Here is a 16,038-nt window from a genome sequence, read left to right as displayed (position 1 = left end):
AAAGCTGACCATGGTTGAAAATAGCGAACTACGCAAAGCCGGCCTCAAAGTGACCCTTCCACGGGTCAAAATTCTGCAAATGCTCGACTCTGCCGAGCAACGCCACATGAGTGCCGAGGATGTCTACAAGGCGCTGATGGAGGCTGGTGAGGACGTCGGTCTGGCCACGGTTTACCGTGTCCTGACCCAGTTCGAGGCAGCTGGCCTTGTGGTGCGGCACAACTTCGACGGAGGCCATGCGGTCTTCGAGCTGGACGACGGCAAGCATCACGACCACATGGTCAACGTCGAGACCAGTGAAGTGATCGAATTCTTCGACGAAGAAATCGAGCGGCTGCAGAAAGCAATCGTCGACAAGTATGGCTTCGAGATGGTTGATCACAATCTTGTACTGTACGTGCGCAAGAAAAAGTAAGCATGTCGCGCGAACTTCAGGTTCGCGAAACGAACGAAGGCGACCCCAGGGTCGCCTTCGTGCTTTCTGCTGTTCTTAAATTTTCGCGGTAACGACCATCTTTTTCGCGTGAGCCAGTGATTCCTTGGTGAGATCGATGCCGCCCAGCATCCGTGCCACTTCTTCAACGCGATCGGTCTTGCTCAGTTTGGAGACGGCTGTATGCGTGGCGTCTTCACCGCGGACCTTGTGTACAAATAGATGTTGATGCCCCTGCGCCGCCACTTGCGGCAAGTGAGTCACGGTCAGAACCTGCCCACGCTCCCCGAGGCGTCGCAGCAACTGGCCGACAATCTCGGCGGTCGGGCCGCCGATACCCACGTCCACTTCGTCGAACACCAGTGTCGGTACGCGGGAAGTCTGTGCAGTAATCACCTGAATCGCCAGGCTGATACGCGACAGTTCGCCACCCGACGCCACTTTTGCCAGGGCTTTCAATGGTTGCCCCGGGTTGGCGCTTACCAGCAGTTCTACTTGTTCGAGTCCATTGGGCAGCAGTTCGTCGCTGCTGTTGGGGCGCAGTTCGATGGTGAAGCGGCCGCCGGGCATGCCCAAACGCTGGATTTCCTGTTCCACGGCGCTGGCCAGGCTGCTTGAGGCTTGATGTCGCAGATCGCTCAGCTCACGGGCCTTCTCCTGGTAATGGCGGGCGTAGGAGGCCAGCTCATCGCTCAGGCGTTCGATGGATTCGTCGTTGGCATTCAGGGTTTCGATTTCATCGAGTAGCTTCTGCTGCATCTCGGCGACCTCGGTCGGCTGGATGCGGTGTTTGCGCGCCAGGGTGTAGATGGCATCGAGGCGTTCTTCCAGGTATTGAAGGCGGGCCGGGTCGGCGTCGAAATTGTCGAGGAAACGGTTGAGCTCGCCCACGGCTTCTTCAACCTGAATCTGCGCGCTGGTCAGCAGGCTGCTGGCTTCGCCCAAGGCGCCGATCGAATTGTTCACGCTCGATAGGCGATTAAGGCTGGCGGTGAGCGCGTTCAGTACGTTGCCGGAATCACTTTCGCTGCATTGTTCGACCACTTGCCGACAAATGCCCAGCAGGGTTTCGGCGTTGGTCAGGTTCTTGTGTTCCTGTTCCAGCTGCTCCAGCTCGGTTTCGCCAAGGCCGAGGTTTTCCAGTTCTTCGAGTTGGTAGCTGAGCAATTGATGGCGGGCGCGTTGTTCGTCGCCGGAGTTGGAAAGGCGTTCCAGTTCCTGGCGGGTCTGGCGCCAGCGTTGGGCAGCCAGTTGCACCTGGCGGGCGAGGTCTGTGGCACCGGCGTATTCGTCGAGCAGGCGGCGATGGGTATCGGTTTTGAGCAGGGATTGGTGTTCGTGCTGGCTGTGGATATCGATCAGCAACTCGCCCAGGGCCTTCAAGTCACCGAGAGGGCAGGGGGTGCCGTTGATATAGCCGCGGGATCGCCCTTCAGCGGTGATCACTCGACGCAGAATGCACGGGCCGTCGTTCTCGAGGTCGCGCTCGGCCAGCCAGGCGCTGGCTTCCGGGATGTCGATCAGGTCGAAGGTGGCCAGGATATCGGCCTTGTCGGCGCCCGGGCGGACCACGCCGCTGTCGGCGCGATCGCCCAGGGTCAGGCCCAGGGCGTCGAGCATGATCGACTTGCCGGCGCCGGTTTCCCCTGTGATCACGCTCATCCCGCGATCGAGTTCGAGATCGAGATGTTCAACGATGGCGTAGTTATGTACGGACAGGTGCACCAGCATAAAGGCCGCTCCCAGGCTTTAGGTCTGGTTATTTATACAGTGTTTTGTTTCGGGCTGACAATGCCCTCTCTTAGGTCGATTTGCTTGATTTGCGAAAATCCTTAGCGCAATGAGGAATGACAATGCAGCTGTTTTTTGTAGGGGTAATCATCAAATAGCCCTTGAAGCTGAATTTTGCGGCCCCATATACCGGGCAGAAGCGCGAGTTGAGCTCGCGGACGATATTGGAAGGAGAAATCTATGGCTGACGAACAGACAGTGGATACGCAAAATCTAGACGCCAACCAGGGCCCCGAGGCTTCGGGTGAAGACCTGGCGGCTCGTGTACAAGTGCTCGAAGAGCAATTGGCTGGTGCGCAGGATCAGGCTTTGCGTGTAGCCGCCGATCTGCAGAACGTCCGCCGCCGTGCCGAGCAGGACGTTGAAAAGGCTCACAAATTCGCCCTGGAAAAGTTCGCTGGCGACCTGCTGCCGATCATCGACAGCCTGGAGCGCGGCCTGGAGCTGTCCAACCCTGACGACGAAAACATTCGTCCAATGCGCGAAGGGATCGAACTGACCCTGAAAATGTTCCAGGACACCCTGAAACGTTATCACCTGGAAGCGATCGATCCTGAAGGCGAACCCTTCAACGCCTCGCATCACCAGGCAATGGCCATGCAGGAAAGCGCCGACGTCGAGCCAAACAGCGTGCTCAAGGTGTTTCAGAAGGGCTACCAGCTTCACGGTCGCCTGCTGCGCCCGGCCATGGTCGTGGTCAGCAAGGCACCTGCACCGGTTTCGCCTTCGATTGACGAGCAGGCTTGAAATTAGCCGCAAGGCCCCCATTTAGAAGTCAAGCGTTTAAGTGCTACCGCAGTCAGCCACCACTACTGCGGCATCCAAATCCAAAGTTTCGGGAGAGTGAACATGGGCAAAATTATCGGTATCGACCTGGGGACTACCAACTCCTGCGTCTCCGTGCTGGAAAACGGCAAAGCCAAAGTTATTGAAAACGCTGAAGGCGCGCGTACCACGCCGTCGATCATCGCTTATGCCAACGACGGTGAAATCCTGGTTGGCCAGTCGGCCAAGCGTCAGGCGGTGACCAATCCGCATAACACCCTGTACGCGGTGAAGCGTCTGATCGGTCGTCGTTTTGACGAAGAAGTCGTACAGAAAGACATCCAGATGGTCCCTTACAAGATCGTCAAGGCTGACAACAACGACGCCTGGGTTGAAGTGAACGGCCAGAAAATGGCGCCGCCACAAATTTCGGCTGAAATTCTGAAGAAAATGAAGAAAACCGCCGAAGACTACCTCGGCGAGCCAGTGACCGAAGCGGTGATCACCGTTCCGGCCTACTTCAACGACAGCCAGCGTCAAGCCACCAAAGACGCCGGCCGCATCGCGGGTCTGGACGTTAAACGTATCATCAACGAACCAACCGCAGCCGCACTGGCCTACGGTATGGACAAGGCCAAAGGCGATCACACCGTGATCGTTTACGACTTGGGCGGCGGTACTTTCGACGTTTCCGTGATCGAAATCGCTGAAGTTGATGGCGAGCACCAGTTCGAAGTGTTGGCCACCAACGGTGACACTTTCCTGGGTGGTGAAGACTTTGACATTCGTCTGATCGACTACCTCGTTGACGAGTTCAAGAAAGAAAGCGGCATGAACCTCAAGGGTGACCCGCTGGCCATGCAGCGCCTGAAAGAAGCCGCTGAGAAAGCCAAAATCGAACTGTCCTCGAGCCAGTCGACCGACGTGAACCTGCCGTACATCACTGCAGACGCTACCGGTCCTAAGCACTTGAACGTGAAAATCTCCCGCGCCAAGCTCGAAGCGCTGGTTGAAGACCTGGTTCAGCGCACCATCGAACCTTGCCGCATCGCGATGAAAGACGCCGGTATCGACGTTGGTTCGATCAACGACGTGATCCTGGTCGGCGGTCAGACCCGTATGCCACTGGTTCAGAAGCTGGTAACCGATTTCTTCGGTAAAGAAGCACGTAAAGACGTCAACCCTGACGAAGCTGTTGCTATGGGTGCTGCTATCCAGGGCGCGGTATTGGCTGGTGACGTGAAAGACGTTCTGCTGCTCGACGTCAGCCCGCTGACTCTGGGTATCGAAACCATGGGCGGCGTAATGACCGCGCTGATCGAGAAAAACACCACGATTCCTACCAAGAAATCGCAAGTGTTCTCGACTGCCGACGACAATCAGGGCGCAGTGACCATTCACGTCCTGCAAGGTGAGCGTAAGCAAGCCGCACAGAACAAGTCCCTGGGCAAGTTCGACCTGGCCGAGATTCCACCAGCACCACGTGGCGTGCCACAAATCGAAGTGACCTTCGACATCGACGCCAACGGCATTCTGCACGTCGGCGCGAAAGACAAGGCTACCGGCAAGACTCAGTCGATCGTGATCAAGGCCAACTCCGGTCTGTCCGAGGAAGAAATTCAGCAGATGGTTCGCGATGCTGAAGTGAACGCTGAAGAAGACCGCAAGTTCGAAGAGCTGGCCAGCGCTCGTAACCAAGGCGATGCCCTGGTTCACTCGACGCGCAAAATGGTCGCTGATGCTGGCGATAAAGTGAGCGCTGAAGAGAAGACTGCAATCGAAGCCGCTGTAGTTGCCCTGGAAACCGCCATCAAAGGCGACGACAAGGCCGCTATCGAAGCCAAGGTTGAAGAGCTTTCCAAAGTCTCCGCGCCAGTGGCTCAGAAGATGTACGCCGACCAGGCTCAGCCAGCTGAAGGCGCGGCACCGCACGACGAAAAAGCTGAAAAAGCTGACGACGTCGTCGATGCCGAGTTCGAAGAAGTCAAAGACCACAAGTAAGTTGTTGGTCGCCCGGTTGACTGCCTTCAGGCGGTGACTGGTAGGATGTCGCCGCGCGGGAGCTTGCTCCCGCGTTGGCGTGTCTGGAGTTAGCGAATTTTTACAGCATGCGACAACGCTCGGATGTTGGCGGTATGACCGGAAATGCTCCTGCTTTTCGAGTCGAAAGTACCGCATCGAATCAAAGACCAGGATCGTTGAATTGACGTGAGTTGGGTCCGGGCCTGTATTGGGGCTCAACGAGTTTGGCGAGGCTCAGGAGAGGCTTGCCAAACGTCCTTAAGAGTGCAAAGACTTATGGCAAAGCGTGACTATTACGAAGTATTGGGTGTTGAGCGTGGTTCAAGCGAAGCGGACCTGAAAAAGGCCTACCGTCGCCTGGCGATGAAGCATCACCCGGACCGTAATCCCGATGACAAAGCGTCGGAAGATATGTTCAAGGAGGCCAACGAGGCCTACGAAGTGCTGTCCGATTCCAGCAAGCGCGCGGCCTATGATCAATACGGTCATGCCGGTGTCGACCCGAGCATGGGTGGCGGCGGTGCCGGGTTTGGCGGTCAGAATTTCTCCGACATCTTTGGCGATGTCTTCAGTGACTTCTTCGGTGGCGGTCGCGGCGGTGCTCGTGGCGGCGCTCAGCGCGGCAGCGATCTGCGTTACACCCTGGAGCTGAATCTGGAAGAAGCGGTGCGCGGCACGACCGTGAATATCCGTGTTCCGACATTGGTCAACTGCAAGCCGTGCGATGGCTCGGGCGCCAAGAAAGGCTCCTCGCCGATCACGTGCCCGACGTGCGGCGGTATCGGTCAGGTACGCATGCAGCAGGGCTTCTTCTCGGTGCAGCAGACCTGCCCACGCTGCCATGGCCAAGGCAAGATCATTTCCGATCCGTGCGATTCCTGCCGCGGCGAAGGTCGTGTCGAAGAGTACAAGACCCTGTCGGTGAAAGTGCCGGCCGGTGTCGATACTGGCGACCGTATTCGCTTGTCTGGTGAAGGCGAGGCGGGTGCGCAGGGTGGTCCGACCGGCGACCTGTACGTGGTAATCAACGTGCGCGAGCACGCGATCTTCCAGCGTGACGGCAAGCATCTGTTCTGCGAAGTGCCAATCAGCTTCGTCGATGCAGCGCTGGGCGGCGAACTGGAGATTCCGACCCTTGATGGTCGGGTCAAGCTGAAGATTCCGGAAGGGACTCAGACCGGTAAGCAGTTCCGTGTTCGCGGCAAAGGCGTCGCGCCGGTTCGTGGTGGCGGTGCGGGTGACCTGATGTGCCGCGTGGCGGTCGAAACCCCGGTCAACCTGGGTCGTCGTCAGCGCGAATTGCTGGAGGAGTTGCGCAGCTCCCTGGCGGGTGACAACAGTCATTCGCCGAAAACCACCGGTTGGTTCGAAGGCGTGAAGCGCTTCTTCGGCGATTTGTAAGGAGTCGGCATGCGACGTATAGCTGTGATGGGCGCTGCCGGGCGCATGGGTAAGATTCTGGTCGAAGCGGTGCAGCAACGCGCGCCGCTGACCGGCCTGACAGCAGCCATAGTGCGCCCCGGCAGTACACTGATTGGCGTGGATGCCGGTGAGCTGGCATCGCTGGGGCGAATCGGTGTGCCGCTGTCCGGCAAGCTGGATGCGGTGGCCGATGAGTTCGATGTGTTGATCGACTTCACGCTCCCGGAAGTGATGCTGAAAAACCTGGAGTTCTGCCGTAAAGCGGGCAAGTCCATGGTGATCGGCACCACGGGGCTGGACGCGGCGCAGAAGCAGTTGCTGGCCGAGGCGAGCAAGGATATTGCGATTGTGTTCGCGGCCAATTTCAGTGTTGGTGTAAACCTGTCGCTGAAGCTGCTCGACATGGCAGCTCGTGTGCTGGGCGATGAGGCTGACATCGAAATCATCGAGGCCCATCATAGGCACAAGATCGACGCCCCTTCAGGCACGGCTCTGCGCATGGGCGAAGTGATCGCCAGTGCGCTGGATCGTGATCTGCAGAAGGTCGCGGTCTATGGTCGTGAAGGTCACACCGGTGTGCGTGAGCGTGAAACGATCGGCTTCGCGACTGTTCGCGGTGGTGATGTGGTCGGTGATCATACGGTGCTGTTCGCCTGTGAAGGCGAGCGACTGGAAATCACTCACAAAGCATCCAGTCGCATGACCTTCGCCAAGGGCGCGGTACGTGCTGCGTTGTGGCTGGACGGTCGTGAACCAGGCCTTTACGACATGCAAGATGTGCTCGACCTGCGGTAAGATGTGCCCGAAATCGGGTTCAAACTCAGCGTTTGGACCCGGTTTTATTCCGCCTGGCGACGTCCTGTCGCATTCTCCGGCCTTTAGGGCTCATTGGCGGTAGACCAAAAATGCCTTTTTCTGTAAGCTACAGCTTTAGTGTGTCCACTAAAAGCGCGCAGAATAATTCGGTGAAGAAGCGGGGTGACGTGTCCATACGTCACTCCGCTTTTTTACAACCTGCGATCGCCCTTTCAGGCTTTATTTACGGGAGGTCTTCTTGACTAAGCCAGCCATACTCGCCCTTGCTGATGGCAGCATTTTTCGCGGCGAAGCCATTGGAGCCGACGGTCAAACCGTTGGTGAGGTGGTGTTCAACACCGCAATGACCGGCTATCAGGAAATCCTTACCGATCCTTCCTACGCCCAACAGATCGTTACCCTGACTTACCCGCACATCGGCAATACCGGCACCACGCCGGAAGACGCCGAGTCCGATCGCGTCTGGTCCGCTGGCCTGGTCATCCGTGACCTGCCACTGGTTGCGAGCAACTGGCGCAACACGATGTCTCTGTCCGACTACCTGAAAGCCAACAATGTGGTGGCAATCGCCGGTATCGACACTCGCCGCCTGACACGCATCCTGCGTGAGAAAGGCGCGCAGAACGGCTGCATCATGGCCGGTGACAACATTTCCGAAGAAGCCGCCATCGCCGCCGCTCAGGGTTTCCCTGGCCTCAAAGGCATGGACCTGGCGAAAGTCGTCAGCACCAAAGAGAAGTACGAGTGGCGCTCGACTGTCTGGGACTTGAAAACCGACAGCCACGCGACCATCGACGCTTCCGATCTGCCGTACCACGTGGTTGCCTACGACTATGGCGTCAAGGTCAATATCCTGCGCATGCTGGTCGAGCGCGGCTGCCGCGTAACCGTGGTGCCTGCGCAGACTCCAGCCGCCGAAGCATTGGCACTGAAACCGGACGGCGTGTTCCTGTCCAACGGCCCGGGCGACCCTGAGCCATGCGACTACGCGATCCAGGCAATCAAGGACGTGCTGGAAACCGAGATTCCGGTGTTCGGCATCTGCCTTGGCCACCAGCTGTTGGCTCTGGCCTCCGGCGCCAAGACCCTGAAAATGGGCCATGGCCACCACGGTGCCAACCACCCGGTCCAGGATCTGGACAGCGGTGTGGTGATGATCACCAGCCAGAACCACGGTTTTGCGGTAGACGAAGCGACCCTGCCAGGCAACGTTCGGGCGATCCACAAATCGCTGTTCGACGGCACCCTGCAAGGCATCGAGCGTACCGACAAGAGCGCCTTCAGCTTCCAGGGTCACCCTGAAGCCAGCCCTGGCCCGAACGACGTAGCGCCACTGTTTGATCGCTTCATCAACGAAATGGCCAAGCGACGCTAATCGCTCGCCCTGATGTAGCGAAGCCTGAGGGCGGTCCCGAAACCGGTGGCCCCCTCAAGGCTTCAGAGATTGAACAAGACGGCTTGCCGACTGACCTGCGGATTTGAGTGACAACCCATGCCAAAACGTACAGACATTAAAAGCATCCTGATTCTCGGCGCTGGCCCGATCGTGATCGGCCAGGCCTGCGAATTCGACTACTCCGGCGCCCAGGCCTGTAAAGCCCTGCGCGAGGAGGGTTACCGCGTCATCCTGGTGAACTCCAACCCGGCGACCATCATGACCGACCCGGCCATGGCCGACGCCACCTACATCGAACCGATCAAGTGGCAGACCGTTGCCAAGATCATCGAGAAAGAGCGTCCGGACGCACTGCTGCCGACCATGGGCGGCCAAACCGCTCTGAACTGCGCCCTGGACCTGGAGCGTGAAGGCGTTCTGGAGAAGTTCGGCGTAGAAATGATCGGCGCCAACGCTGACACCATCGACAAGGCCGAAGACCGTTCGCGCTTCGACAAGGCGATGAAATCCATCGGTCTGGACTGTCCGCGTTCGGGTATCGCCCACAGCATGGAAGAGGCCAACGCGGTTCTCGAACGTCTCGGCTTCCCGTGCATCATTCGTCCGTCCTTCACCATGGGCGGCACCGGTGGCGGTATCGCTTACAACCGTGAAGAGTTCGAAGAAATCTGCGCCCGCGGTCTGGACCTGTCGCCGACCAAAGAGCTGCTGATCGACGAATCGCTGATCGGCTGGAAAGAATACGAGATGGAGGTTGTCCGCGATAAGAAGGACAACTGCATCATCGTCTGCTCCATCGAAAACTTCGACCCGATGGGCGTGCACACCGGTGACTCGATCACTGTTGCGCCAGCACAGACTCTGACCGACAAGGAATATCAGATCCTGCGTAACGCCTCCCTGGCGGTTCTGCGCGAGATCGGCGTCGAGACTGGCGGTTCCAACGTCCAGTTCGGCATCTGCCCGAACACCGGCCGCATGGTTGTCATCGAGATGAACCCGCGGGTATCCCGTTCCTCGGCCCTGGCCTCGAAAGCCACTGGTTTCCCGATCGCCAAGGTCGCGGCAAAACTGGCTGTCGGTTACACCCTCGACGAGCTGTCGAACGACATCACCGGTGGCAAGACCCCGGCGTCCTTCGAGCCGTCCATCGACTACGTCGTCACCAAGCTGCCACGTTTCGCCTTTGAGAAGTTCCCGAAAGCCGACGCACGCCTGACCACTCAAATGAAGTCGGTCGGTGAAGTCATGGCCATCGGCCGGACCTTCCAGGAATCCCTGCAGAAAGCCCTGCGCGGTCTGGAAGTGGGCGTTTGCGGCCTGGACGAGAAGCTCGACCTGAGCACCCCGGAAAGCATGAGCATCCTCAAGCGCGAACTGACCGTGCCGGGCGCCGAGCGTATCTGGTACGTCGCTGACGCGTTCCGCGCCGGCCTGTCGGTCGAAGATATTTTCGGCATGAACATGATCGACCCGTGGTTCCTGGTGCAGATCGAAGATCTGATCAAGGAAGAAGAGAAAGTCAAGACCCTGGGTCTGGCCAGCATCGACCACGACGTGATGTTCCGCCTCAAGCGCAAAGGTTTCTCCGACATGCGTTTGGCCAAGCTGCTGGGCGTGACCGAGAAGGCTCTGCGTCGTCACCGTCACAAGCTGGAAATCTTCCCGGTCTACAAGCGCGTTGACACCTGCGCGGCCGAGTTCGCCACCGACACCGCTTACCTCTACTCGACGTACGAGGAAGAGTGCGAAGCCGCGCCGTCGGGTCGCGACAAGATCATGATCCTCGGCGGCGGTCCAAACCGTATCGGCCAGGGCATCGAGTTCGACTATTGCTGTGTACACGCGGCACTGGCCCTGCGCGAAGACGGTTACGAGACCATCATGGTCAACTGCAACCCGGAAACCGTTTCCACCGACTACGACACCTCCGATCGCCTGTACTTCGAACCAGTGACCCTGGAAGACGTACTGGAAATCGTCCGCGTCGAGAAGCCGAAAGGCGTGATCGTCCAGTACGGCGGCCAGACTCCGTTGAAACTGGCGCGTGCCCTGGAAGAAGCCGGCGTGCCAATCATCGGCACCAGCCCTGACGCCATCGACCGTGCCGAAGACCGTGAGCGCTTCCAGCAAATGGTTGAGCGTCTGAACCTGCGTCAGCCGCCAAACGCCACCGTGCGCAGCGAAGACGAAGCAATTCGTGCCGCGGCCAAGATCGGTTACCCGCTGGTGGTTCGTCCGTCCTACGTACTGGGCGGCCGTGCGATGGAAATCGTCTACGAAGAAGAAGAACTCAAGCGCTACCTGCGTGATGCGGTGAAAGTGTCCAACGACAGCCCGGTGCTGCTCGATCACTTCCTCAACTGCGCGATCGAAATGGACGTGGATGCAGTCTGCGACGGCACCGACGTGGTGATCGGCGCGATCATGCAGCACATCGAGCAGGCCGGCGTTCACTCCGGTGACTCCGCGTGCTCCCTGCCGCCGTACTCGCTGCCCGCTCACATCCAGGACGAGATGCGCGAACAGGTCAAGAAAATGGCCCTGGAACTGGGCGTTGTCGGCCTGATGAACGTTCAGTTGGCACTGCAAGGCGAAGACATCTACGTCATCGAAGTCAACCCGCGCGCTTCCCGTACCGTGCCGTTCGTGTCCAAGTGCATCGGTGTTTCTCTGGCAATGATCGCGGCTCGCGTGATGGCTGGTAAAACCCTGAAGGAAATCGGCTTCACCAAAGAAATCATCCCGAACTTCTACAGCGTGAAAGAGGCGGTGTTCCCATTCGCCAAATTCCCAGGCGTGGACCCGATCCTGGGCCCAGAGATGAAGTCCACCGGTGAAGTGATGGGCGTGGGCGACACCTTCGGCGAAGCCTTTGCCAAAGCCCAGATGGGCGCCAGCGAAGTGCTGCCGACTGGCGGTACCGCGTTCATCAGCGTGCGTGACGATGACAAGCCACTGGTTGCAGGCGTGGCCCGTGATCTGATCAACTTGGGCTTCGAAGTGGTCGCCACTGCCGGTACTGCCAGGCTGATCGAAGCCGCAGGCCTGAAAGTGCGTCGTGTGAACAAGGTGACCGAGGGTCGTCCGCACGTGGTCGACATGATCAAGAATGACGAAGTCACCCTGATCATCAACACCACCGAAGGTCGCCAGTCGATCGCCGATTCCTATTCCATTCGTCGTAATGCCTTGCAGCACAAGATCTACTGCACCACTACCATTGCTGCTGGCGAAGCTATCTGCGAAGCGTTGAAGTTCGGTCCCGAGAAGACCGTGCGCCGCTTGCAGGATTTACACGCAGGATTGAAGGCATGATCAAATACCCAATGACCGTCCAGGGCGCGAAAGCCCTGGAAGAAGAACACGCTCACCTGACCAAGGTCGTCCGTCCGAAGCTCAGCCAGGACATCGGTACGGCCCGCGAGTTGGGTGACTTGAAGGAAAACGCCGAATACCACGCTGCTCGCGAGCAGCAGGGGATGGTCGAGGCGCGGATTCGTGACATCGAAGGCCGGATTCAGAATCAGGTCATCATCGATGTCACGACCATTCCTCACACCGGCAAAGTGATTTTCGGCACCACCGTTGAAATCGCCAACGTCGAGACTGATGAGCGCGTCACTTACCACATCGTGGGTGAGGATGAGGCTGACTTCAAACTCGGCAAGATTTCGGTGGGTTCGCCACTGGCCCGTGCCTTGATTGCCAAGGAAGAGGGTGATGTGGTCGCCGTGAAAACGCCGGGCGGCGTTATCGAGTACGAGATTGTCGAAGTTCGCCACCTCTGAAAGAAGGCGTCCGCTACGTGCGGGCGCCATGCTTTGGCAGCTGACCCAAATGTTGTGGGTTGGCGGCCTGTGGCTGTTGCACATCGGTCTGCTGCCGGTGCTGGGGCGAATAGGCCTGGCACCGCTGCTGATCGACGAAATTGCAGGCATGCTGAATACGCTGATGGTGGGATTTGCCACGGCGTGTGTGAGTTTTCAGGCTTTGGTGCTGGTTCAGGCCAAGGGCCTTGCCAGTCTATGGCGCGATATTCGTGGGCAACTGCTGATGATGGCGCTGTATGGGGGCGCGATGTATTTCGCGGTCCACGTCGGCTGGCCGCAGGCGGCGCATTGGCAGCTGTTCAGCTATCTTGTTCTGGGATTTTCCGGGCTGGTGCTGGTGATGCAACCGGTGCCGGGATGGAGTGTGAGGGTGCGCGAAGCACACCCTTGACCCTTGTCATTACTTGAAGCGATGGACGTTCGACAGCTGCTTGTTGACGCTGAAGTTCTTGCGGTAAACCAGTGCCATCTTGCCGATGACCTGAACCAGATCGGCTTTGCCGGCCTTGCAGAGTTCTGCAATGGCTGCCAGGCGCGATTCGCGATCGAGAATGTTGAGCTTGATTTTGATCAGCTCGTGATCCGCCAAAGCGCGTTCAAGTTCGGCTAACACACCTTCAGTCAAACCGTTGTCAGCCACAATCAAAACTGGTTTCAGATGGTGGCCAATGGATTTGTACTGTTTCTTCTGCTCTTGAGTGAGCGGCATAATCTGACCCTTTAGTCTGGATTCTGTAAAATGGCGGCCATTTTACCCGAGGGTTCGTGGATCCGCCCAATTAATCACGACCCTTATCATCGAGGTGCCCAATGGCGCGTTCCAAGACAAGCCTTGGTTGGCTGAAAAGACATGTCAATGATCCCTATGTGAAGCAGGCGCAGAAGGATGGTTACCGCTCGCGTGCGAGTTACAAGCTTCTGGAGGTCCAGGAGAAATACAAGCTGATCCGTCCGGGTATGAGCGTTGTCGACCTGGGTGCGGCGCCCGGCGGCTGGTCGCAGGTCGCTAGTCGGCTGATCGGTGGTCAGGGGCGTCTGATCGCCTCGGACATCCTGGAAATGGACAGCATTCCGGACGTGACTTTCATCCAGGGTGACTTCACCCAGGACGAAGTGCTCGCTCAGATCCTTGAAGCCGTGGGTAATTCGCAGGTGGACCTTGTGATTTCCGATATGGCCCCCAATATGAGTGGTACGCCTGAGGTGGACATGCCAAAAGCCATGTTTCTATGTGAGCTGGCTCTTGATCTGGCGGCTCGGATACTCAAGCCGGGTGGTAATTTCGTGATCAAGGTGTTTCAGGGCGAAGGGTTTGATGCTTACGTGAAGGACGCTCGTCAGAAATTCGACAAGGTCCAGATGATCAAGCCGGACTCTTCCCGTGGCAGTTCCCGCGAGCAATACATGCTGGCTTGGGGCTACCGCGGCCGTAGTGAGTAAATCGAGGTTTTTTTGCGGGGCGATAGGTTTTTCGTATTTCGTCCCGTGAGCATTAGCGAATATTGTGTAGAAAGTGTTTCACAAAGGGTTACAGACGGCGCCTGCCAGAGCCGTAGGTAATGTAGTAAGTTAGGCCGGTGAATATCATGCGAAGCACGCGCCATTAGCGGAGCTTGCTTCAGAGGGTAGTTAATTGAACGATATGGCAAAGAATCTGATCCTGTGGTTGATCATCGCGGCTGTCCTGGTGACGGTGATGAACAACTTCTCCAGCCCTAACGAGCCGCAGACCCTCAACTATTCCGACTTCATCCAGCAGGTCAAGGATGGCAAGGTCGAGCGCGTAGCGGTTGATGGCTACGTGATTACCGGCAAGCGCAACGATGGCGACAGCTTCAAGACCATTCGTCCGGCAATCCAGGACAATGGCCTGATCGGCGACCTCGTGGATAACCACGTGGTAGTCGAAGGCAAGCAGCCTGAGCAGCAAAGCATCTGGACTCAACTCCTGGTCGCAAGCTTCCCGATCCTCGTAATCATCGCTGTCTTCATGTTCTTCATGCGGCAGATGCAGGGCGGTGCCGGTGGCAAGGGCGGGCCGATGAGCTTCGGCAAGAGCAAGGCACGCCTGCTCTCCGAAGATCAGGTGAAAACCACTTTGGCTGACGTTGCCGGTTGCGACGAAGCCAAGGAAGAAGTTGGCGAGCTGGTCGAATTCCTGCGTGATCCGGGCAAGTTCCAGCGTTTGGGCGGTCGCATTCCTCGTGGCGTGCTGATGGTCGGTCCTCCTGGTACTGGTAAAACCTTGATCGCCAAGGCGATTGCCGGCGAAGCCAAAGTGCCGTTCTTCACCATTTCCGGTTCCGATTTCGTCGAGATGTTCGTCGGTGTCGGTGCCAGTCGTGTTCGTGACATGTTCGAGCAGGCGAAGAAGCACGCGCCATGCATCATCTTCATCGATGAAATCGACGCCGTCGGTCGCCACCGTGGTGCCGGCATGGGCGGCGGTCACGACGAGCGCGAACAGACACTCAACCAGTTGCTGGTAGAGATGGACGGCTTCGAAATGAATGACGGCATCATCGTCATTGCAGCGACCAACCGTCCCGACGTACTGGACCCTGCATTGCTGCGTCCGGGCCGTTTCGACCGTCAGGTCGTGGTCGGTCTGCCGGATATCCGTGGTCGCGAGCAGATTCTCAAGGTCCACATGCGCAAAGTGCCAATGGGTGACGACGTCGCTCCGGCCGTGATCGCGCGTGGTACTCCTGGTTTCTCCGGTGCCGACCTGGCCAACCTGGTAAACGAGGCGTCGTTGTTCGCAGCCCGTGCCGGCAAGCGCATCGTCGAGATGAAGGAGTTCGAACTGGCCAAAGACAAGATCATGATGGGTGCCGAGCGCAAATCCATGGTCATGTCTGAGAAAGAGAAGCAGAACACTGCTTATCACGAAGCTGGCCACGCTATCGTCGGTCGCGTTGTCCCTGAGCATGACCCGGTCTACAAAGTGTCGATCATCCCGCGCGGTCGTGCGCTCGGTGTGACCATGTTCCTGCCGGAAGAAGATCGCTACAGCCTGTCCAAGCGTGCGCTGATCAGCCAGATCTGCTCGCTGTACGGCGGTCGTATTGCTGAAGAAATGACCCTGGGCTTCGACGGTGTCACAACCGGAGCATCCAACGACATCATGCGTGCCAGCCAGATCGCACGGAACATGGTGACCAAGTGGGGCTTGTCGGAAAAACTCGGCCCGTTGATGTACGCCGAAGAAGAGGGCGAAGTGTTCCTCGGTCGTGGCGGCGGCGGTCAACATGCCAGCTTCTCCGGCGAGACAGCCAAGCTGATCGATTCCGAAGTACGCAGCATCATTGACCAGTGCTACGGCACGGCCAAGCAGATCCTTACGGATAACCGTGACAAGCTCGATGCCATGGCGGATGCCTTGATGAAGTACGAGACGATCGATGCCGATCAGATCGATGACATCATGGCGGGTCGTACGCCTCGCGAACCTCGCGACTGGTCTGGCAGCAGCGATACTTCCGGTACGCCTCCGGCTGTGCAGGATGGGCGTCCGGAAACACCCATCGGTGACCCGGCTGCTGACGTATAAGGTTTGA

The 16,038-nt window shown here is 58.1% G+C and carries 13 protein-coding genes; 11 read left to right on the top strand and 2 right to left on the bottom strand.

Annotation, left to right across the window (positions count from 1 at the left end; genetic code table 11):
• Positions 1–10: 10 nt before the first annotated feature.
• Positions 11–415 carry a ferric iron uptake transcriptional regulator gene (fur, locus tag IB250_RS26050; protein ID WP_003197684.1) on the top strand — a complete coding sequence of 135 codons (405 nt, stop codon included), beginning with the start codon at positions 11–13 and terminating at the stop codon, positions 413–415.
• 75 nt (positions 416–490) lie between these two features.
• Here fur and recN read toward each other — a convergent pair whose 3' ends face one another.
• Positions 491–2,164 carry a DNA repair protein RecN gene (recN, locus tag IB250_RS26045; RefSeq protein WP_008067195.1) on the bottom strand — a complete coding sequence of 558 codons (1,674 nt, stop codon included), beginning with the start codon at positions 2,162–2,164 and terminating at the stop codon, positions 491–493.
• Between the two features lie 240 nt (positions 2,165–2,404).
• On the opposite strand from recN, the gene grpE reads away from it, so the two are divergent.
• The 8 genes from grpE to IB250_RS26005 all read left to right on the top strand — a co-directional run bounded on the left by grpE (position 2,405) and on the right by IB250_RS26005 (position 12,869).
• Positions 2,405–2,971, top strand: a complete 567-nt coding sequence (gene grpE / locus IB250_RS26040; RefSeq protein WP_007900531.1) for a nucleotide exchange factor GrpE — start codon at positions 2,405–2,407, stop codon at positions 2,969–2,971.
• Positions 2,972–3,073: 102 nt separating this feature from the next.
• Complete coding sequence (gene dnaK, locus IB250_RS26035; protein WP_007900530.1) at positions 3,074–4,990, top strand: molecular chaperone DnaK; 1,917 nt, start codon at positions 3,074–3,076, stop codon at positions 4,988–4,990.
• A 297-nt stretch (positions 4,991–5,287) separates the two neighbouring features.
• Positions 5,288–6,412, top strand: a complete 1,125-nt coding sequence (gene dnaJ, locus IB250_RS26030) for a molecular chaperone DnaJ (protein WP_008067198.1) — start codon at positions 5,288–5,290, stop codon at positions 6,410–6,412.
• A gap of 9 nt (positions 6,413–6,421) precedes the next feature.
• Positions 6,422–7,228, top strand: a complete 807-nt coding sequence (dapB, locus tag IB250_RS26025) for a 4-hydroxy-tetrahydrodipicolinate reductase (protein WP_008067200.1) — start codon at positions 6,422–6,424, stop codon at positions 7,226–7,228.
• A gap of 259 nt (positions 7,229–7,487) precedes the next feature.
• Positions 7,488–8,624 carry a glutamine-hydrolyzing carbamoyl-phosphate synthase small subunit gene (gene carA, locus IB250_RS26020; RefSeq protein ID WP_192346341.1) on the top strand — a complete coding sequence of 379 codons (1,137 nt, stop codon included), beginning with the start codon at positions 7,488–7,490 and terminating at the stop codon, positions 8,622–8,624.
• A gap of 117 nt (positions 8,625–8,741) precedes the next feature.
• Positions 8,742–11,963, top strand: a complete 3,222-nt coding sequence (gene carB, locus IB250_RS26015) for a carbamoyl-phosphate synthase large subunit (RefSeq protein ID WP_192346339.1) — start codon at positions 8,742–8,744, stop codon at positions 11,961–11,963.
• Entirely contained in the window at positions 11,960–12,436 is a 477-nt protein-coding gene (greA, locus tag IB250_RS26010) for a transcription elongation factor GreA (RefSeq protein ID WP_007942892.1), read from the top strand. The genes carB and greA overlap by 4 nt, the downstream gene beginning before the upstream one ends.
• Positions 12,437–12,464: 28 nt before the next feature.
• Entirely contained in the window at positions 12,465–12,869 is a 405-nt protein-coding gene (locus IB250_RS26005) for an MFS transporter (protein WP_192346337.1), read from the top strand.
• A 9-nt stretch (positions 12,870–12,878) separates the two neighbouring features.
• Here IB250_RS26005 and IB250_RS26000 read toward each other — a convergent pair whose 3' ends face one another.
• A complete protein-coding gene (locus IB250_RS26000; protein ID WP_192346335.1) occupies positions 12,879–13,187 on the bottom strand; it encodes a YhbY family RNA-binding protein in 309 nt (102 codons plus the stop codon).
• A gap of 101 nt (positions 13,188–13,288) precedes the next feature.
• Here IB250_RS26000 and rlmE point away from each other — a divergent pair, with 101 nt between their 5' ends.
• Both rlmE and ftsH read left to right on the top strand, forming a co-directional pair.
• Entirely contained in the window at positions 13,289–13,918 is a 630-nt protein-coding gene (gene rlmE, locus IB250_RS25995) for a 23S rRNA (uridine(2552)-2'-O)-methyltransferase RlmE (protein WP_192346333.1), read from the top strand.
• 202 nt (positions 13,919–14,120) lie between these two features.
• Positions 14,121–16,031 carry an ATP-dependent zinc metalloprotease FtsH gene (gene ftsH / locus IB250_RS25990; protein ID WP_192346331.1) on the top strand — a complete coding sequence of 637 codons (1,911 nt, stop codon included), beginning with the start codon at positions 14,121–14,123 and terminating at the stop codon, positions 16,029–16,031.
• The last annotated feature ends 7 nt before the right edge of the window (positions 16,032–16,038 follow it).

The organism is Pseudomonas sp. PDM09 (assembly GCF_014852305.1).
Lineage (GTDB): Bacteria > Pseudomonadota > Gammaproteobacteria > Pseudomonadales > Pseudomonadaceae > Aquipseudomonas.
This window is presented reverse-complemented; position numbering and strand designations above follow the sequence as displayed.